Below are 19,920 nucleotides of genomic sequence, written 5' to 3' on the forward strand. Positions count from 1 at the left end.
GCCACCCGGCGCTACCCAGCCACCCGGCGCTGGCCGGCCGTCCCGGGGCCAGGCGGCCTGCGCCCGGCCCCCAGCCGGGTCAGGAGCCGGCCGGCTGCGGCGGCAGCAGGTCCACCGCCGGCTCGTCCGGTTCCGGCTCGCCGTCCGGGGCTGCCCTGGTGGGAGGCTCCGCCGGGGCGGGAACGTCCAGGTAGATGAACCCGTAGCCCTCGTCGCGAAACCGCAGGCCCTGCTCGCGCAGAACGGCGTCCCAGTCACCCCGGCAGTCCGGATCGGCTGTCTCGAAGCCGTGGTCGGCGGTCAGCAGAATGGCGGTGGAGTCCGTGAGCCCGCGGCGGTCCACCAGATCCAGGAAGACGCCCAGGCGGCGGTCGGCGTCCGCCAGTGCGGCCCGTGCCTCGGGTGAGAAGGCCCCGCCGCCGTGGTGGCCGGTGTCGGTGATGGTCGTGTTCCACCAGGTCAGCGCCGGTGGTTCCTGTCCTTCGGACCACAGGTCGATGACCTGGTTGAGCCCCAGCGCGTCCACCCGCGTCGACCAGGAGTAGTCCCGGTCGGCAGCCACCCAGTCGGGGCTGGCGTGCGGGTCGTCCTGTGCGGAGGGCAGGTAGTCGTCCATCCGCCCGCCGCCCGCACCGTCCGCCTCCCCGGAGTCACCGCCCTCGGCTGTGCCGCTGGTGACGCCGAGGGCGCGGACGAGGCCGAACGTCGAGTAGTCCGCACCGCGGTCGATCGGTTCGTTCACGCAGGCTGTCGTGGCTCCGGGACGCGAGGACGCGACCGCCTCGAACACGGTGAGCACCCCGTCCCGAAGCTGGTCGCAGGCGGCGTGCCAGGAGGCGGCGTCGTTGGTGATCACCTGGCGGCCGGTGGCGCGGTCGAAGTAGACGTTGTGCAGGATCCCGTGCCGGCCCGGACCGAGACCGGTGAGGGCCGAGGTGTGGTTCGTCAAGGTGACGCTCGGGAACTCCGCGACGGCACCGCCGGTGAGCGCCACCCCGCGGGCAAGCAGGCGGGCGACGTTCGGCAGCTCCCCACGGGACGCCAGGTCGAGCAGGTCGTTGCAGTTCGTCCCGTCCCAGAGCAGCCCGACCACGTGGCGGGCCCCGGGCTCGGCGAGGTCGGTGAGCGGGGCTCCCTCCGCGCCGGGCATCTCCGCACCGGCGAGCATCGCCAGTGTCGGGCCGATGTCGACCACCCGGGCGGCCTTCGGCAGCAGCCCACAGGCGGTGACGCCCGCCCCGGAGAGGATCAGTGGCGCGCGGGACTGACCGGCGTCCAGAGAGCCATGCTCGCCCAGATGCCCCCCGCGTTCGGGCCAGTAGTGACGCGGTGTGTGGACGACGACGACGTCGGGGGAACGGGTCGGATCGGCGAAGACGGACAGCAGCCGCCGCCCGGCGAACGGATAGGAGTTACGGGCGGAGGGCGGCGACGGGTCCGCGAGCGCCGCCGCCAGCGGGACGCCGTGCAGCGGGTCCTGGACCGCGACCGGGTCGCGCCCGCGCACGACCTCCCAGGCCCCGTCCGGGTCACCGGTCGGCAGGCGGGACGCACCGTCGGCGTTCGCCACGTGCAGCCAGCCGTCCTCGATCCAGGCGACGAGGTCGACCACCTGAGCGAGGTCTGAACCGGTGAGAACCTCCACCGCCCGCGCGACGGACACCCCGGCGACAGACACCCCGGCGGCAGGCACCGTGCCGGCGCCGGCCTGCGCGGCGGCCGGGGCCTGCGCGGCGGGAGTCTCGGCACCGGCGGCCTCAAGGACATGACCGGGACCGGCGACAACCCTGCCGTCACCCGCCCGGACCGGATACACACGATCACTGCTGGGCACGCTCGCACCCTACCGGCGCCGACCGCACCGCCAGGAGAAGCGCCTGCCAACGTGGTGCGGCGGGACGCCGAAGACTCGACGTCCCGCCGTGGTGCCGGCAGTCAGCGCGCAGGGCCGCGGCCGTCAGGCCGCGACCTCCTTGCGGGGCCGGCCGCGGGGCCGCTTGCGCGGAACGACGCGGCCCGTCACGACAAGCTCGCCGCCCCAGACTCCCCAGGGCTCGGCCCGGTCGATCGCGGCGGCCAGGCAGGCCAGCCGCACCGGACAGGCGACGCAGACGGACTTGGCGGACTCCACGTCCGCCGGGGATTCGGCGAAGAACAGCTCGGGGTCCACGTCCCAGCAGGGCAGGACGAGACGCTCCCGCTCGATCCTGGAATCGATCGAGGGGTCGAACACCGGGGTCACCTCCGACACTGGCGGTTTCTTCGGTTCGGTTGCGGTCCTGCGTCCATCGACGACGGTCAAGATCACACCTCGGGTGGTGGCCGGCACTGATGCGCCAGGAGAAACAAAAAGGCCGCGGATCCCTGTCGGGACCGCGGCCTTGGATGTCACTCCGAGTCGGCGTTATGCCAGGAGCGGATCCGGGACGGGGCCCGACGGGTGGTACAGACGCGTGGTGCGTGCGCCTGTGCGGATGCCGGTCGTCTGCTCATGCGTCAGGTGCTCGTGCGCCGTGTGCGCCGCCGGGACGGCGGAGCCGCAGCCGGCAACGCCTGCTTGGGCGGACCCGGCGACAGCGAGCGCCCTGCGGGCATCACCCAGGGCATCTGCCTGCAGGGCGGCCCTCGGCGCGTTGGCACCACGCGGCAACGAGACGTCGGCGGGGAGCGAGCGCATACGCGCGAAGGCCACCATGAGGTACCTCATCGTGGTGACCTCCCTCGCGAGCCGTAGGTGCGGACCGCATCCGGCCCGCGAGCGCGATGATCGCGCTCCAGTGTTCACGGACAACGGTAGGAGCCGCCGCCCACGCTGACAACCTATTTTTCGCGCGATCATCCAGACACGTGCAGCCACAGGCACGATCGGGCCATCCCGGGCGTGTCACCGTCCGCGACGTATCCGTTTCCGGTGTTCGGTGTTCGGTGTTCGGACATGGTGCTGTCAGGGCAGGTGCGACACGCTCAGCCGGTGGGCCCCGCTGGTCGCGGGCTGCCCGCGACCAGCGCGAGGACGTCCTCGCCGTACCGGTCGAGCTTGACCTGGCCGATGCCGGGCAGTGCCACGAGCTCGGCGACGGTGGCGGGACGCCGTTCGGCGACGAGGCGCAGCGTCGCGTCGGTGAGGACGACGAAGGCGGGCTGGCCCTGTTCCTTCGCCCGTTGTGCCCGCCAGGCGCACAGCCGCTCGAACAGCGCCGTGTCGACCTGCCCCGGGCAGTCGTCGCACCGGCCGATCCGGGCCCGGGCGCCCGCGAGAGCACGCCCGCAGACCCGACAGGTGACGCTCTGCCGCCCCCGTCCCCGCCCGCGGGCCTGCCCGCGGTCCGCGCCGCCGATGGACCGGGCGGCGGTGTCCCGGCCACCGGGCGAGCCGCCCGCGTCGGGTCCCCCGGCGGGGCCGGACGCCCGGGCCGTGGACCTGCGCAGGTCGTCGAGGAACCGCGACGGCCGCCGGGAGCGGCGCGTGCCCTCGGCCCGGGCCAGTGCCCACGACAGCGTGAGATGGACGCGCGCGCGGGTGACCCCGACGTAGAGCAGCCGCCGTTCCTCGGCCAGTTGCTCGTCGGTCTGCGCGTGGATGATCGGCAGGGTCCCGTCGACGAGCCCGACCAGGAAGACCGCGTCCCATTCCAGGCCCTTGGCCGCGTGCAGCGAGGCCAGCGTGACGCCCTGCACGGTCGGGGTGTGCTGGTGCACGGCGCGCTCGGCCAGTTCGGTGACGAAGGTGGTGAGGCTGGCTTCGGGCTGGTCGGTCTCGAGGTCGGCGGCGAGGCGGTGTAGCGCGGCCAGGTTCTCCCACCGTTCACGGTCTGCACCCGGGCCCGCCGGGGCCTGGCCTGCCCGCCAGCCGACAGCGCCGAGGACGTCCGCGACGGCGTCGGCGAGCCCGCCGGGGCGGTCCGGTTCCGCGGAGCGGACCGCCGCACGCAGCATCCGCACCGCCGCGGTCACCTCGGGCCGCTCGAAGAACTTCTCCCCGCCGCGCAGAAGGTACGGGATGTCCGCCCGGCCGAGCGCGGTCTCGTACGCCTCGGACTGCGCGTTGATCCGGTACAGCACCGCGATCTGACTGGCCGGGACGCCGGCGGCCAGCAGACCGCGGATACGGCGGGCCACCCCGGCCGCCTCCTCGGGCTCGCTGTCGGCCTCCAGCCAGGCCGGCGCCGGGCCCGGTGGGCGCATGGCGACCAGCCGCCCAGCCCGCCCGACCTGCCCGACCTGCCCGGGCTGCCCGACCTGCCCGGGCTGCCCGACCTGCCCGGGCTGGCTCGCCCGGCCACCGCCCGGCGCGGTCGCACCGTCGAGCAGACCGTTCGCCAGGGCGACCACCTGCGGAGTGGACCGGTAGTCGCGGACGAGCCGGACGACCGTGGCGGTCGGGAACCGCCGTGGAAATCCGACCAGGTAGCGGGCGCTCGCCCCGGTGAAGGAGTAGATGGTCTGGTGCTCGTCCCCGACGACGCACAGGCTGTCCCGGTCGCCGAGCCAGGCATCGAGAACGCGCTGCTGGAGCGGGTTGACATCCTGGTACTCGTCGACGACGAAGTGCCGGTAGCGGGCCCGCAGCTCGGTCGCGACCCAGCTGTGCTCCTCGATGACGGCCGCGGTGAGCAGCAGCAGGTCGTCGAAGTCGAGGACGCTCGCCTCACTCTTGACGTCCTCGTAGGCCTCGTAGAGCCGGGCGACGAGGTCGGGGGCCAGCGAGGTCTCCCGCCCGTGCTCGGCGGCGGCGCCGGGGTAGTCGGCGGGGGTGACCATCGTCGACTTCGCCCACTCCACCTCGGAGGCGAGGTCGCGCAGCTCGGCCCGGTCCGGACGGATCTGCAGGCGGGCCGCCGCCCGGACGAGCAGGGGTATCCGGCTCTTCTCCAGTCTCGGCAGCGCCACGCCGGCCACCTGCGGCCAGAAGTAGCCGAGCTGGCGCAGCGCGGCGGCGTGGAACGTCCGGGCCTGGACGCCTTCCACCCCCATCGACCGCAGCCGCCCGCGCAGCTCACTGGCGGCCCGGTTGGTGAAGGTGACGGCCAGGACCTGGCCGGCGCCGACGCCCCGTTCCGTCACCATGTGCGCGATCCGGTGCGTGATGGCCCGGGTCTTGCCCGTGCCGGCGCCCGCAAGGATGCAGACCGGGCCCACCGGGGCCAGGACCGCGGCGAGCTGCTCGGGGTCGAGACCCTCAGTCGGCGCCAAGGCCGCCGCGCGCTCCGCGGCCGCGGCCGGCATCGGCTCGACGGCGGCCTTCGGTTCCGCTGCGGGCGGCCGACGGCGTGCGGCGGCCGTCACCTGGCGGTTCCCGCGAGTACCTGGTCCGGACATCATGCGACACCGTAGTCGGGGCACGTCCCGACACGCGGGACCGGGAAGCGAAGACGCCACATCGGGGTTATGCACCTCGCCACCCACCGGCACAACCACCAGGACCGGACCTCCCGGACGAGGCCCCGCCAGACCGGGCGATCCGGCCTACCATCGCCAAACGCGCCGGCGTCGCCGACGAAGACCACACCGCGCTACCGGTCGCCGTCCCCGGACGGGTCACTCACCAACGGAGGTTCCGCCGTGATCACGATGTACACCACTTCCTGGTGCGGCTACTGCGTCCGACTGAAGCGTCAGCTTGACCGGGCCGGCCTGGAGTACGTGACGGTCAACATCGAGCACGACGCGACAGCAGAGCAATTTGTCCGCGATGCCAACAACGGCAACGCGACCGTACCGACGGTGCTGTTCGCCGATGGGACGGTGATGACGAATCCGTCCATCCGTCAGGTCACCGAGAAGGCCACTTCCGCCGCGTAGCGGATACGTAGAGCGACGACAACGGGGGAGTTCGCCTCTTCCCGACACACACGCGGCCGGCTCGTGGGACGGTGTCCGTCACTGCCCGTGAACTTTGTGGGAGAGTTCGGCCTGTGTCGTCAGCACCTTCAGGACTCCCGTGGAGCACGGTCGACGCCGCGCTGAGAGCCACGCACGCCCTCCACCAGCTGGAGCAGACGTGCCTCGTCGCGGTGTCGGCGACCGATGCCGTATACCTGCGGGTGACCGGGCCGATCCCCGAGCTGGTTGCCGGGCTTGGTATCCCTCGCGCCCGGTGTCTACCTGCCCGAATGCTCGACGGGGCGCCCGCAGTCGGCTCCCTGGCCGACCAGGAACCCGCCCTGGCCGACACCGTCGAGGTCGAACGGTTCGGCATCCGCAGCCATGTCTCGATGCCCATCCTCGGTCCGGACGGGACGGTGCTCGGCATCCTCGCCGGGCTCGACCGGTCCCCAGTGGAGGTGCCTGCGGAATCACTCGGTGTACTACGGGCGATAGCGGACAGTCTGGGCGCGTCCGACACACTGCGGGACCAGCTTGCCCGCCAGGTCCACGCCGAGGTTGCTGCCAGTAACGGAAGCGGGGCTGACCGGGAGGAAGCCGCCGCGGAGGCAGCAGCGGCAGCCGGCCGGATGGGCGGTCCCGGCGGCGCAGCCTCGCCCACCGGGCACCCGCCGCCCGGGCACCCGCCCGCCGCCCCACCGCCGCCCGTCGCGTCGTCTCCCGGGGTGGTCCCGCCTGCCGCCCCCGGCACCGCGGCGCCGGCGCCGGCGCCGGCTTCCGCCGAGCCCCGGCCCACCGCGGTCCAGCCGTCGGCCCCGGCCGCGTCCGCGGGCTCCCCGGAGACAACCGGCGGCATCGGCGTGCCGATCGAACCGGAGCGTTCCCCGGCTACGGGCCAGAGCCAGAGCCCGGGGCGTGGCCAGCCCGGGCCGGTGGCGACCGGTGGCGCGTCGCGGGTCACCCCGGAGGTTCTCGCCCGGGCAGCCCGGCCCGGGCCGGCCATGCGCGCAGGCACCACGCAGCCCGCACCGCCGCGGTCCGGGCCGCCGCGGGCCGGCGCCGCCCGCGGACAGGGCGGGACCCCCGGGCCATCCGGGGGAGGCGTTCCGGGACCGTCCGACATGCGCCTGCGGCGGGCCTCCGCCGGATGGGTCGTCGAAGGGCCCGGTTCCGAGGTCCGCCCGGTCGGCGACCTCATCTCCGCGATGGTCCTCGCCGATCTGCTTGCCGACGATCTCAGTCCACCGGGCCGGCCCCGGCGGGCGGACCGCGATCTCAACGAGACCGAACAGCTCCGCCTGTCAGTGATCCAGCTGGAACACGCCCTGGCGTCGCGGGTCATCGTCGAGCAGGCGATCGGCGTACTGGCCGAGCGGAACCACATCAAGCCCAGAGACGCGTTCGAGCGGCTGCGCCGCACCGCGCGCGGTATGGGCAGGCGGGTCCATGACCTGGCCCGCCAGGTGGTCGAGTCGGTGGGTGATCCACGGATCAACCTGCCTGGGGAACTGGGCCGCGGCAGCGCCGGACCGCCGCCGGGCGCGAGCCCGGCAGGGGGAGGAACCGGCGGCGGGTCACCCCGGCCCAGCCCGCCACGCGCCACGCCCAGCCGCCACTGACGGCCGCGACACGACCCACTTCGACACCCAACCGGCCCTGACCCCGCGCGGTTCAGGCGGACTCGACGTCGCCGAGCACCCGCACCGCATCGGTGATCTTCGACGCGTCGCCCACCAGGACGGTCACCAGGCCGGCCGGGGCGAGCAGCTCCGCCGAGACCGCCTGGACGTCCGCCGCGGTGACCTCGGTCAACGCTCGCGGATGGTCCCGCAGGAACTCCACCCCGATGCCGGCGCCCGACAGGCCGGACAGCGTGCCGGCCAGCCCGGCCGCGGTGGCGCTGGCCAGCGCCAGCGTGCCGATCAGGTACTGGCGGGCGGCCTCGAGCTCGTCGGCGTCGGGCGGCAGCAGCGCGATCCGGCCGAGCTCGTAGCGGATCTCCAGCAGCGCCGGGCCGGTCACGTCGGTGGAGACGTCCGCGGCGACGGTGAACCGGGAACCGGCCTGGTAGTGCTCCACCGAGCTGCGCGGGGAGTATGTGTACCCCTTGTCCTCCCGGATGTTGGAGACCAGCCGCGAGCTGAAGTAGCCGCCGAAGATCGTGCTGGCGAGCCGCAGCGCCGGGTAGGCCGGGGCGGTCCGGTCCAGCGCACGACCGCCGAGCCGGATGTTGGTCTGCACCGCCCCCGGCCGGTCGACGATCAGGATCCGGCCCGCCGTAGGCACCGGGGGGGCCGGGTGGCCCGCCCCGGCGGTGCCGCTCCAGGCGCCGAGGGTGGCTTCGACGGCGTCCAGCGCACGCTCGGGATCGACGTCCCCCACAAGGGTGAGGATCGCGCCGCCGGGGCGGACCCGCGCCGCGTGCAGTGTGCGCACCGGCCCGACGCCCACCTCGGCGAGCACCGACGGCGGCGTGACGGCGGTGCCGTAGGGGTGGTCACCGAACATGCGCCTGCGCAGGGCCTCGCGGGCGATCACCACCGGCTGGCTCAGCGCCGTCTCGGTGTCCTCGACAACACGGGCGCGCTCGCCGGTGAACTCGTCCTCGGGGTAGCTCGCCGAGATCAGGACGTCGGCGATCAGAGCGAGCAGTGGTTCGAGGCTGGTGGCGAGGGCGGAGCTGACGATGGCCAGCCGGTCCGCGTCGACGCCGGCCCGCAGCGACCCGCCCAGGGCCTGCACCGCGGTGGCCAGGCCGACGCGGTCGTACCGGCCGCTGCCGGTGAGAATCGTCTCCGCCAGCAGCTCCGCCTCGGCCTGGTAGACCTCACCCGCGCCGGCGAACGGGATGCGCAGCCGCAGCTCCACCAGCGGAACGCTCGCTCGGGCGACCACGTCGACACGCAGACCGTTGGCCAGCGTGCGCCGAACGACCGTCGGCAGCTCACGGGGGACGGTCGCGGCCACCGCGGGGATCACCGAGCCCGCCCCCGCCGTCGCCCCGGCGCCGGTTCCCGTACCGGCACCGGCCTCCGCTGTGGAGGGGGTGGCCGCGGTCTCGGTGGTCGTCGTCACGCTGTCTCCTCGTCCCCCGGGCGGGGGATCGCTCGGCCGATCATCCGGCTGCTGGCGGAGCACCGGGCCGTCATCAGGCGGCCCCGGCCCGCAGCTCCAGCACCGCGCGGCCCTGCCCGCGCAGCGCACCCGCGGCGGCGGCCACCGCGTCACCGGTGATCTCCGCGAGCAGGCCGGGCAGCTCGTTGAGCAGCTCGGGGCGACCGTGGTGCAGTTCGAACGTCGCGATCTTCAGGGCGCGGCCGAGCGCGTCGTCCGCCTCGCGCAGGATGCCGGCCCCGACCTGCGCCCGCACCCGGTCGAGCTCGCCGGGCTCCAGCCCCTCGCCCGCGATCCGGTCGAGCTCCTCGTCGACCGCGGCCAGCACCGCGTCAGCGGTGGAGTCGCCGGCGTGCCGGGCATCCAGCGTGAGCAGCAGCGGGTCGCGCTGGTCGAAAGGATCACCGAAGGTGCCGACGTAGGTGCTCACCGCGGTCACCAGGCGGTCCTTCTGGACGAGCCGCCGCTCCAGTCGGCTCGCGTCGCCGTTGGTGAGCACGTCCGCCAGGAGCTCGGCCGCCAGCAGCCCCGGCAGGTCGCTGTCGGGGTCGGGCACCCGGTAGCCCACCGCGAGCGCCGGCCGGGGGGCGAGCCGGTCGGTCAGCACCTCGCGGCGCTCCTCGGCCCGTACCGGCTCGGCGAAGCTGCGCCGCGGCGGCACGGGCCGGGCCGGGATCGTGCCGAAATACCGCTGGACGAGGTCGAGCGCCCGCTCGGGGTCGAACTCACCGACGATCGTCAGGATGGCGTTGCCCGGCGCGTAGAACGTGTCGAAGAAGTCCGCGGCGTCGTCCAGGCTGGCGGCCTCCAGCTCGGAGAAGTCGCCGTACCCGTTGTGGGCGTTCGGAAAGGTGTCGAACGCGACCGGCGGCAGCGCGATCCACGGGAACCCGCCGTAGGGCCGGTTCAGCACGTTGACCCGGATCTCCTCCTGGACCACGGCGATCTGGTTGTCCAGGTTCTCGCGGGTGATCTTCGGTGCGCGCATCCGGTCGGCCTCGAGGAACAGCGCCCGTTCCAGCGCGCCGGACGGCAGCAGCTCGAAGTAGTCCGTGTGGTCCGGGTGGGTCGACCCGTTGAAGATGCCGCCCGCGGCCTGCACGTACTTCGGGTGCTCGGCCTTGCCCACGTTCTCGCTGCCCTGGAACATCAGGTGCTCGAACAGGTGGGCGAACCCCGTGCGCCCCTCGGGCTCCGAGCGGAAGCCGACGTCGTAGTGGACCGCGACGGCCACCACCGGCGCCGTCTGGTCCGGCGCGAGCAGGACGCGCAGGCCGTTGTCCAGCACCACCTTGCGCAGCGGGTAGGCGGGCGCGGGCAGCGCTGCACCCACCGCACTGGAGGCGGCCGAGCCGGCGGCTGTAGGTGAGGACACAGCGCCACGCTACTGCCCGCGCCGCCCGCCCGGCCACGTTCGGCAGCTTCCCCCCGCGACCCCGTCCCCGCGCGGAGATGCGCGGACTACGAAAGGGCCAGTCGGGCGCCCGCCCACCGTCCCACGCTGTGGTCCTTGACCGAGCCAGCCCGTCGCGGTCAGCAGGCACCGCCAGTCAGGCCGGCACCGTCGGCCAGCCGGCACCGCGGTCAACAGGCACCGCGGTCAGCAGGCACCGCGGTCAGCGGCGACCGCGGCCGCCCGCGGAGGAGACGAGGAGGACGAGCACCGCGGCGACGGCCACCTGGAGCAGCAGGGTGAGGAACCAGCCGGCGTCGATGCCGCTGGCGACCACCAGCCCGAGCGCAGCGCCCAGCAGGCCGATCAGCACCGTCATGAGAGCGCCGATCGGTACCCGGCGCCGGGCCGGGACGGCCAGCCGGCCCAGCAGGCCGACCAGGCAACCAGTGATCAACGCGCTGACAATGCCGGTGGGGGTCTCCACGGACCCGATTGTGCTCCTCCCCCACCGCCGCCGACCGGCCCGCGAACACCACCCATCCCACCGTGCGCGGCGCGAGGGGACAGACTGTGCCGGTGGGAACGTTTCCGCCCGGGCTGAGCGACTCCCTGGCCCATGGCCTGGAACAGCTGGCCGACGAGATCATCGCGGCGATCGCCGCGGAGGTCCCGGCCTATGCCCGGCCGCTGGAGGGCTCGTTCGGCCAGGGAGTCCGTCGCGGCGTCGAGGAGGCGCTCGCCCGGTTCCTCGCCCTCGTCGACGCCGGCCCGCAGGCCGCCGGTGACCTGGCCGCGAGTCGGGACGTCTACGTCCGGCTGGGGCGTGGCGAGGTGCGGGCCGGGCGCTCCCTCGACAACCTGCTGAGCGCCTACCGGGTGGGCGCCCGCATCTCGTGGCGCCGGATGGGCGAGGCCGCGCGCCGCGCGGGCCTCGACGCCGCCGGGCTCGTCTCGCTCGCCGAGATGATGTTCGCCTACATCGACGGGATCTCGGCCGCCTCGGCCGACGGTTACTCGCTCGCGCAGTTCGAGGTCGCCAGCGAGCGGGAGCGGCTCTGGGACCGGCTGGGCGAGCTGCTGCTCTCCGGCGCGGACCCGGCCACCGTCGAGCACGCAGCCAGCACCGGAGCGGTCCGGCTGCCGGAGCGGATGGCCGCCGTTCTGATCCCCGACGGGCCCGGTGACCATCTCTCGGCGCGCCTGTCCACCGGCTGCCCCCGCGCCAGCCACGGATCGGACTTCTGGTTGTTCGTGGGCGAGGCGGACGACCCCTCCCGGCGGCTCTGGCTGGCCGAGCGGCTCGCCGGCACCGGGGCGGTGGTCGGGCCGTGCGTGGCGTGGCAGCAGATCACGACCAGCGTGGAGCGGGCCGGCTTCGCCCGGGCCGCCCTGGTGGCCGGACGCCTGCCCGCCGCGACGGGACCGGATCCCCTGATCACCGACGATCATCTGACCGAGCTGCTGCTGGCCCGCGACCCACGGCTGCTCGACGATCTCGCCCAGCGCCGGATCGCCCCGCTCGCGGGGCTGCCCGAGCGCACCCGGGCCCGGTTGGCCGAGACCCTGCTGTACTGGCTGACGCTGCACGGCCAGCGGCAGCTGGTCGCCGAGCGTCTGCACATCCACCCGCAGACCGTGCGTTACCGGGTGGGCCAGCTCCGGGAGCTGTTCGGAGACACCCTGGACGACCCCGACGCCCGCTTCGAGCTGGAACTCGTCCTGCGGGCGACCACCTGCCGCGGCCCGCGGCCCGCGGCCCGGCCACCCACGGCGAACCCGCCCGCCGCACAGCAGCCCACGCCACAGCAGCAGCCCACACCACAGCGGCAGCCCACACCACAGCGGCAGCCCACGCCACAGCGGGATCCGGCCGGCTGACACCGCCAACCGCGCTACCGTCCGTACCGTGCGGGTGGGTTCGTTCAACGCGATGCACGGCCTGTCCCTCGCCGACGGCCGGGTCGAGGTCGACCGTTACACCGCGGCGATCACCGATCTGGACTGCGACGTCCTCGGCCTGCAGGAGATGGACCTGGCGCAGCCGCGTTCCGGCGGCGGCGACCTGGCGGCCACCGCCGCGACCGCGCTGGGTGCCGCCGACGGCGGCTGGCGCTTCGCCGCCACCGTCTACGGAACTCCGGGGCACAGCTGGCGGCCGGCCGAGGGCGTCCGGGCCGACGGCGAGCCCGCCTACGGCATCGCCCTGGTCAGCCGGTTGCCGGTACGCCGCTGGTGGGTGCTGCCGCTCGGCCGGGCGCCGGTGCGCGCGCCGATCCTGATCCCCGGCGGATCACGGCGGGCGCGCCTGATCCTGCTCGACGACGAGCCGCGGGTGGCGCTGGCGGCCGTCGTCGAGACCCCCACCGGGCCGCTGACCGTGGTGACGACACACCTGTCGTTCGCGCCGGGCTGGAACGCCGTCCAGCTGCGCCGGCTGGTCGGGCGGCTGCGCGGCCTCGACGGCCCGGTGCTGCTGCTCGGGGACCTGAACCTGCCCGGTCGGCTGCCGACCGCGCTCACCGGCTGGCGGCGCCTCGCCGCCCACCGCACCTACCCGGCCCACGCGCCCCGGGTACAGCTCGACCACATGCTGGCCCGGGGCCCCGTCGGAACGGTCGCCGCCACCGAGGCGCGCCGCACCGCCGTCTCCGACCACCTTGCGCTGCTCGCCGACATCCGTCGCTAGAGGTCGTTCCGGCGACCGGACAGCAGCGCGACGATCTCGGTCTCGCCCAGCAGGGCCGGCCGGACGATCTCGCCGGAGGTCACGTAGAAGTAGGACGCCTCGACGTCCGCCACGGGCACCCCGCGCACCCGGGCCCAGGCGACCCGGTAGACGGAGAGCTGGGTGGGGTCGGCGGGCTCCGAGCCGGTCTTCCAGTCGACGACCTCCCAGCGGCCGCCGCCCAGGTCGTAGACGGCGTCGATCCGCCCGCGCACGGCCCGCCCGCCGATCATCACCTCGAACGGGGCCTCGACGGCGAACGGCCGGCGCGTGCCGTACGGCCCGGTCAGGAAGGCCTCCTGCAGGCCGGACAGGTCGTGGTCGTCCAGGGTGGCGGCGTCGGCAGCGCCGGGGAGATCCTCCACGTCGATCAGCGGCCGCTGGTCGAAGATCTCCTCCACCCAGGCGTGGAAACGGGTGCCGCGGCGGGCCTGCGGCACCGGCCGGCGGGGCACCGGCCGGGCCAGGTCGCGGGCGAACTCGGCCGGGTCGGCGCGCATCCGCACGATCTCGGACGCCGTCAGGCTGGCCGGCAGGGCGACGTCCCGGACGGGGCTGCGGGCGGCGCGTTCCTCGGCGAGCAGCAGCGCGGCCTCGCGGTCGAACTCGGCGAGCTGCGCCCGTTCCCGGGCGGTCATCCCCGCCAGGTCGTCCGGCGGCGGGGCCTGGCCGGCGCGGAGCAGCTCCAGGGTCTGCCGGACGGCGTCCGCGGCCGCCTGCCGGCGCGCGAACGCGACCGGTTCGTAGGGCACCGGCCAGGTGAACTCCGGCGGGACGGCCAGCTCGGGGTTCCCGCCCGGCGACGGTTCGGCGGCCCAGACGTCCACCTGCCCGTGGCCGGCCGCGGCATGGTCGTGCAGCTCGGTGAGGAACACCGAGGGACCACGCCGGGTGCGCTGGCTGGGCCCCCACCAGTGGCCGCTGCCGAGCAGCACCGACTTCGCCCGGGTGAAGGCGACGTAGGCCAGCCGGCGCTCCTCGCGCTCCCGGTAGCCCCGGCAGTCCTCGTCGAAGGCCACCAGCGCGGCCTTCGAGTCGCCGACCGTGTAGGACGGCAGCTCGTCCGCGTCGCCGCGCAGCGGGGTCGGCAGCGTGCCGGGCGAGGTCGTCCACCTGTCCCGCACGGTGAGGTCGGGGAAGACCCGCCGGCTCAGGTCCGGCACCGCGACGACCTCCCATTCAAGGCCCTTCGCCCGGTGCACCGTCATGAGCGCGACGGCGTCCGCGCCGGTCGGGCCGGTGATGTCCAGGCCCCGCTCGTGCTCGCGGGCGGCCCGCAGGAAGGCGAGGAACGACGTCAGCGAGTTCGGGCCGTCGGGGTCGTCGAAGTCGGCGGCGGCGTCCAGGAAGGACGCCAGGTTCTCCCGCCGACGGGCCGCGACCGCCTTCGGGCTGGCGGCCAGCTCGACGTCCAGGCCGGTCGTGGAGATCACCCGGTGCAGCAGGTCGAGCAGGCCGTCACCGACATGCGCCCGCAGCACCGCCAGCTCGGCGCCGAGGCGAGCCACCCGCTCCCGCCCCGCCGCGGAGATCTCGTCGCCGGCGTCGAGCAGCGCGTCCGCGAGCGAGACGACGTCGCAGGGGTCAACACCCGCGACGGCCTCGGCCAGCGGATCGGTACCGTCCCGCGCGGCCTCGGCCCGGTCCGCCGCCGCCCCGCCGACGGCCAGCAGGCCGCGGGCCCGGCGGCCGAGCGCCGCCAGGTCCCGCGGCCCGAGCCGCACCCGCGGGCCGGTGAGCAGCCGGACGAGCGCCGCGTTCGCGATCGGCGAGTCGAGCACCTCCAGGACGGCGACGACGTCGGCGACCTCCGGGGTGTCCAGCAGGCCGGCGAGGCCGACGACCTCGACGGGCAGCCCGGCCGCCGTCAGCGCCGTGTGCAGTGCCCGGACATCCGACCGGGCCCGCACCAGCACGGCCATGTTCCCGGGCCTCTCCCCCGCCGCGACCAGCTCGGCCAGCCGGGCGGCGACCCAGGCGACCTCCTGCGCCCAGCTCTCGTGCAGCGCCACCAGGGTGCGCCCGGCCGCGACGACGTCGGCCCGGGGCCGCAGCTCCACGACGTGGTGACGGGCCCGCAGCGGGGCGGCGACGTCGTTCGCGAGGACGAGCAGCCGGCCGCCGCTGCGCTGGTTCACCGACAGCCGGTAGCGGGCGGCCGGCGAGCCGTCGGCGCGCGGGAAGTGCTCCGGGAAGTTGTCGAGGTTCGCGACCGAGGCCCCACGCCACCCGTAGATCGCCTGGCACGGGTCGCCGACCGCGGTCACCGGATGGCCGTCGCCGAACAGGCCCGCCAGCATCGTCCGCTGGGCCACGGAGGTGTCCTGGTACTCGTCCAGCAGCACCACGCCGGCCCGCTGGCGCTCGGCGGCGCCCACCTGCCCGATGTCGCGCGCCAGCCGGGCGGCGAAGGTGACCTGGTCACCGAAGTCGAGGACGTCGCGCGCCCGCCGGGCGGCCCGGTAGTCGGCGACCAGCCCGGCGAGCTCGCGCCGTGCCCGTGCGGTGGACGCCATCCGGCGCAGCTCCTTGCGCAGGGTCTTCGTCCCCGGTCGCAGCGCGGCGGACGCCAGCGCGGCGAGTGCGCGCTCGAACATGCCGGCGTCGAAGGCCATCAGGTCGTCCGCGGAGACCAGGTGCTCGCTCATCTCGCCGTCCAGGGCGACGAGGTCGGCGACGAGGGCCGGCAGCGACCGGCTCAGCACCTCCACCCGCCCGCGGTGGGCACGGGCGACCCGGGCGGCGAGCTGGTAGCGGGCCGCCGCGACGAGCATCCGGGTGTCCGGCTCGAGGCCGAGCCGCAGCGCGTGCTCGCCGACGAGCCGGCCGGCGTAGGCATGGTAGGTGCTGATCGTCGGCTCGTCCGCGCCTGCCGCGTCGTCCTGGGCACCGGCAGGCCCGGCAGACCCGGCGAAGTCGACAGGCCCGGCGGAGTCGGCAGACCCGCCGAAGTCGGCGGGACCCGCGAGCCCGGTCGTGCGGCCGGGGTCGCTGCCGCCGGCGCGGCGCAGCGCCGTGCGCACCCGCCCGGCCAGCTCGGCAGCCGCCTTGTTCGTGAAGGTGAGGCCCAGCACCCGGCCCGGCTCGACCTGCCGGGTGGCCACCAGCCAGACCACCCGGGCGGCCATCACGGACGTCTTCCCCGAACCCGCGCCGGCGATGACGACAGCCGGCTCCAGCGGCGCGGTCGCAGCCGCGAGCTGTTCGTCGGTGTAGGGCACGCCGAGCAGCTCGCGGAGATCCTCGGGGTCAAGCCTGGGCGCGGTGACCTCACCGTCGCCACCGCCGGACGGTGGGCCGAAGCCGGGGAGCGCCTGCTGCGCGCCTGTGCCGACGACGCCGGTCAATCGATCACCTGCTCTCCCTCCGGCCGCGCCGGGCAGCACCGACGGAACGAACACATGGTGCACGCATCGCCCGGAACAGGCCGGAACGACTCGGTGGTGACGGTCTCCACGGCGGTCTCCAGCAGGTCGTCGATCCACGCCCGCCCGGCGGGAAGCGCCTCCTGACGCTGCACCTCGGGCGGCGCGGGTTCCTCCCCGGGCAGGCGGGGCCCCAGGCTCTCCCCGCCGGTGTCCCGCCGGAGCTGGACCAGCTCCGCCCCGCCCGGCACCGCTGCCGCCGGGCCGGGCAAACCGTCGCCGCCCGGCGGCTCACCAACGCCCGACGGTCCGTCATCCCCGGACAGGCCGTCGCGGTGGCGGGCCTCGTCGAGCACCTGGTTGAGCGCACCCTCCCGGACGGCGAGCTGGTAGCTCCCGAGCTGGGCGTGGGTCTGCAGGTCCCGCCGGCTGGGCGCCGCGCGGCCTGTCTTGAAGTCGACGACGTGCACCCGGCCGGCGTCGTCGAGTTCGACCCGGTCGATGAAACCGCGCAGCCGGACCACCCGGCCGGCCACCGCCAGGTCGCAGGAGAAGCGCACCTCGGAGGCCACAACCTCGCGCCGGCGGGCGGCGTGCCAGTCCAGGAAGCGACGCAGCGCCTCCCGGGCGGCGGACCGCTCCTGCTCGGACCGCCACCGCGCGTCGAACTCCAGGTGCCGCCACACCAGGTCGAGCCGGGCGTCAAGGGCGTCCATCGACGGGGCGGTGCGGCCGCTCGACACCTCGTCGGCGAGGGCGTGCACCACCTTGCCGAAGCCCTGCGCCGCCGAGGCCGCCTCGGCCGCGTTCGCCTCATGCTCGAGGAACCAGCGCAGGCCACATGCGGCCAGGCTCGACAGTGAGGATCCGGAGAGCCGGATCGGACCGTCCGGCGGAACGACCGGCACCGGCGAGGTGGTGACGTCCACCAGCCCCCACCACCGTCCGGGGTCGGCTGCGGGGACCAGCTGGCGCCCGGCGCCGTCCCCGGTGGCCGCGAGTGCGGCTAGGCGCACCGCGGCCGCGGCCCGTACGGCCGCCGAGGCCTCCGGGTCGACGGTCAGCCGGCGCAGCGCGGCGACCAGGCCGACCAGCGTGAGCGGCCGGGCCGGGCGGACCCGGACGTTCTCCACCTGCACGCCCAGCTCGCCGAGAAACCGGCTGGGCTGCTCCCCGTCATCGTCGGCGCCGTCCACCGCCGTCACCACGAGTCGCCGACGGGCCCGGGTGATCGCCACATAGAAGAGGCGGCGCTCGTCGGCGAGCAGCTCCTCCCTGGTCCGCGGCGGCCGGACGCCCCCACCGCCGCGCCGCGGGGTGTCGAGGGTCTCGGCGGCGAGCAACGTGTGCCGTGCGCGCAGGTCGGGCCAGACGCCGTCCTGCACCCCGCAGACGACCACGACCTCCCACTCCAGGCCCTTGGAGCGGTGCGCGGTCAGCAGCCGCACGGTTGCCGGGCGGCCGGCCCGGGCGGTCTCCGTGTCCGGCGCGATCTGCTGTCGGGTGAGCTCGCCGACGACGGAGGCCACACCGAAACCAGGCCCGCGCCGCTCACCGAGGCGGCCCACCGCCTCGAACAGCGCCACCACGGCGTCAAGATCACGGTCGGCCGACCGGCCGGCGGCCCCGCCGACCGCCGAGACGCGCTCCAGCCTGGGGCCCCATTCGCTGGCTGTCCACAGTGTCCACAGCGCGTCCTCGGGGGCGGCACCGCGGCGCAGCTCGGCGCGCACGGTCCGCAGCAGGCGCCCGAGCCGGCGGGCCGGGGCGGCGATGTCGTCCGGGATCGTGAGCAGCATCCGCTCCGGGTCCGCCACCGCCGCGCGCAGCAGCTCGGCGGAAGACGCCGCTGTCCCCGCCGGCAGGCCCGCGGGGCTGGGCGTGTCGGCAGCGGACTCCCCGTCAACAGCGGGCTCCGCGCCGGCAGCGGACTCCCCGTCAGCAGCGGGCTCCGCGTCGCCGGCGGCGGGCTCCGCGTCGCCGGCGGCGCCGTCCAGGTCGACGGAGCCGTCCAGGCCGGCGGCGCGGGCTGCCGCGTCGAAGGCCCGCAGCTCGCGGCCGAGGGCACGCAGACCGGCCGGGTCGGCACCGCCCAGCGGCGAGGTGAGCAGCGCACGCGCCGTCTCCGGCGTCAGGTGGACGGACGGCTCGTCCGCGCAGCGCAGCGCCGTCAGGAGCAGCTGCGCGGCTGGCTCCCGCGCGGCCGGCAGGTCGCCGCCCGCGACGCTCACCGGGACCCCGGAGGCCGTCAGCACCCGCCGCAGCAGTCCGAGGCCCGAGGTGGAGCGCACCAGGACGGCCATGTCGTCCCAGCCGACGCCGTTCTCCAGATGCTCCCGCCGCAGCACCTCGGCGATGGCCTCCGCCTCGGCGCCCGCCGTGGGGTAGGTGATGGCCGCGACCTGGCCGGGACCGGTGGTGCTCCCCGCCGGAACGAGATCGCGGTGTGCGCGGATGTACCGGACGGGCAGACCCGCCGCCGGGAGCCGGGCCGCCACCCGGCGGCTGGCCGCGAGCGGCGCCGGGGCCATCCGGCGGCAGCGGCGCAGCGCCGTGACCTGGGCGGGCGAGCCGTCCCCGTGCGGGAAGCGGGCCGCGAAGTCGAGCAGGCCACGCACCTCCGCCCCGCGGAAGGAATAGATCGCCTGGTCGGGGTCGCCGAAGACGACCAGGTCCCCGCCACCGCCGGCGACGGCGGTGAGCAGCCGCTCCTGGGCCGGGTCGGTGTCCTGGTACTCGTCGACGAAGACCGCCCGGTAGCGACGGCGCAGGGCGGCGAGGACGTCCGCGTCGGCGGCGAGGGAGGCCGCGCTGTGCACCAGGTCGGCATAGTCGATCGCGCCTTCGGCGCCGAGAGCGTCCAGATAGTCGCCGTAGAACTCGGCCACGGCCGCCCAGTCGGCCCGGCCCGTCCGCCGGCCGATCCGGGAGAGCGCCGGCGGGTCGACGCCGACCTCCCGGGCCCGGGCCATGAGCATCCGGACCTCCTCGGCGAAGCCGCGGGTGGTCAGCGCGGCGGCAAGTGCGTCGGGCCAGACGGGACGCCCCAGTTCCCGCGAGCCCTCGAGCAGGTCGCGCAGCCGGGCGTCCTGCTCGGGGCCGGACAGCAGCCGGAAGCCGCCGAGCGGGGTGTCGGCGCCGTGGGCACGCAGCAGCGCGAGGCACCAGGCGTGGAACGTCCAGGCCGGCGGGCCGACGGCACCCGCCCCAAGCCGGACGGCGAACCGTTCCCGCAGGTGGCGGGCGGCCCGGCGGCTGAACGTGAGCACCAGCAGCGAGGCCGGGTCGGCACCCGCCTCGACGCGCCGGGCGACCGCCTCGACCAGCGTCGTCGTCTTCCCCGTGCCGGGCCCGGCGAGGACCAGGAGGGGACCACCGGCGTGTCCCACCACCTCGGCCTGCGCACCATCCAACACGATGGGTGACGCCACTGGCGCCGGCGGTGCCACCAGACGGAACGATCGCCTGGACGGGTGGCGGGTGACGGGCGGCAC

The 19,920-nt window shown here is 75.2% G+C and carries 13 protein-coding genes; 4 read left to right on the top strand and 9 right to left on the bottom strand.

Going from position 1 to position 19,920, the window contains the following annotated elements; all coding sequences use genetic code 11:
- Positions 1–79 precede the first annotated feature (79 nt).
- From B207_RS0100305 to B207_RS0100320, 4 genes are all read right to left on the bottom strand, one after another.
- Positions 80–1,834, bottom strand: a complete 1,755-nt coding sequence (locus tag B207_RS0100305; protein ID WP_407671330.1) for an alkaline phosphatase family protein — start codon at positions 1,832–1,834, stop codon at positions 80–82.
- Between the two features lie 123 nt (positions 1,835–1,957).
- Entirely contained in the window at positions 1,958–2,251 is a 294-nt protein-coding gene (locus B207_RS0100310; RefSeq protein WP_018634512.1) for a WhiB family transcriptional regulator, read from the bottom strand.
- 153 nt (positions 2,252–2,404) lie between these two features.
- The gene (locus tag B207_RS0100315) at positions 2,405–2,707 is read right to left on the bottom strand and encodes a hypothetical protein (protein ID WP_018634513.1); all 303 of its coding nucleotides are present in this window, start codon (positions 2,705–2,707) and stop codon (positions 2,405–2,407) included.
- A 257-nt stretch (positions 2,708–2,964) separates the two neighbouring features.
- Positions 2,965–5,319, bottom strand: a complete 2,355-nt coding sequence (locus B207_RS0100320; protein ID WP_084691953.1) for an ATP-dependent DNA helicase UvrD2 — start codon at positions 5,317–5,319, stop codon at positions 2,965–2,967.
- Between the two features lie 243 nt (positions 5,320–5,562).
- On the opposite strand from B207_RS0100320, the gene B207_RS0100325 reads away from it, so the two are divergent.
- Positions 5,563–5,802 (top strand): mycoredoxin, encoded by a 240-nt coding sequence (locus tag B207_RS0100325; protein WP_026310510.1) that lies wholly within the window; start codon positions 5,563–5,565, stop codon positions 5,800–5,802.
- A gap of 113 nt (positions 5,803–5,915) precedes the next feature.
- Positions 5,916–7,445, top strand: coding sequence for an ANTAR domain-containing protein (locus tag B207_RS40945; RefSeq protein ID WP_051102292.1), 1,530 nt, complete (start codon positions 5,916–5,918; stop codon positions 7,443–7,445).
- A 52-nt stretch (positions 7,446–7,497) separates the two neighbouring features.
- Here B207_RS40945 and B207_RS0100340 read toward each other — a convergent pair whose 3' ends face one another.
- From B207_RS0100340 to B207_RS0100350, 3 genes are all read right to left on the bottom strand, one after another.
- Complete coding sequence (locus B207_RS0100340) at positions 7,498–8,901, bottom strand: M16 family metallopeptidase (protein ID WP_018634517.1); 1,404 nt, start codon at positions 8,899–8,901, stop codon at positions 7,498–7,500.
- Positions 8,902–8,974: 73 nt separating this feature from the next.
- Positions 8,975–10,315: a M16 family metallopeptidase gene (locus B207_RS0100345; RefSeq protein WP_018634518.1), complete on the bottom strand. Its 1,341-nt coding sequence runs from the start codon at positions 10,313–10,315 to the stop codon at positions 8,975–8,977.
- A 241-nt stretch (positions 10,316–10,556) separates the two neighbouring features.
- Positions 10,557–10,820: a hypothetical protein gene (locus B207_RS0100350; RefSeq protein ID WP_018634519.1), complete on the bottom strand. Its 264-nt coding sequence runs from the start codon at positions 10,818–10,820 to the stop codon at positions 10,557–10,559.
- A gap of 92 nt (positions 10,821–10,912) precedes the next feature.
- On the opposite strand from B207_RS0100350, the gene B207_RS0100355 reads away from it, so the two are divergent.
- Positions 10,913–12,214, top strand: a complete 1,302-nt coding sequence (locus B207_RS0100355) for a helix-turn-helix domain-containing protein (protein WP_154675055.1) — start codon at positions 10,913–10,915, stop codon at positions 12,212–12,214.
- A gap of 28 nt (positions 12,215–12,242) precedes the next feature.
- Positions 12,243–13,022 (top strand): endonuclease/exonuclease/phosphatase family protein, encoded by a 780-nt coding sequence (locus B207_RS0100360; protein WP_026310513.1) that lies wholly within the window; start codon positions 12,243–12,245, stop codon positions 13,020–13,022.
- Here B207_RS0100360 and B207_RS0100365 read toward each other — a convergent pair.
- Entirely contained in the window at positions 13,019–16,408 is a 3,390-nt protein-coding gene (locus B207_RS0100365; protein ID WP_018634522.1) for an ATP-dependent DNA helicase, read from the bottom strand. The two genes, B207_RS0100360 and B207_RS0100365, sit on opposite strands and share 4 nt — an antisense overlap.
- The gene (locus tag B207_RS0100370) at positions 16,405–19,842 is read right to left on the bottom strand and encodes an ATP-dependent helicase (protein ID WP_230204758.1); all 3,438 of its coding nucleotides are present in this window, start codon (positions 19,840–19,842) and stop codon (positions 16,405–16,407) included. Before B207_RS0100370 ends, B207_RS0100365 begins: the two co-directional genes overlap by 4 nt.
- Between the last annotated feature and the right edge of the window lie 78 nt (positions 19,843–19,920).

Origin of the sequence: Parafrankia elaeagni, assembly GCF_000374165.1 — a bacterium.
In the GTDB taxonomy this organism is placed as follows: Bacteria; Actinomycetota; Actinomycetes; order Frankiales; family Frankiaceae; genus Parafrankia; species Parafrankia elaeagni.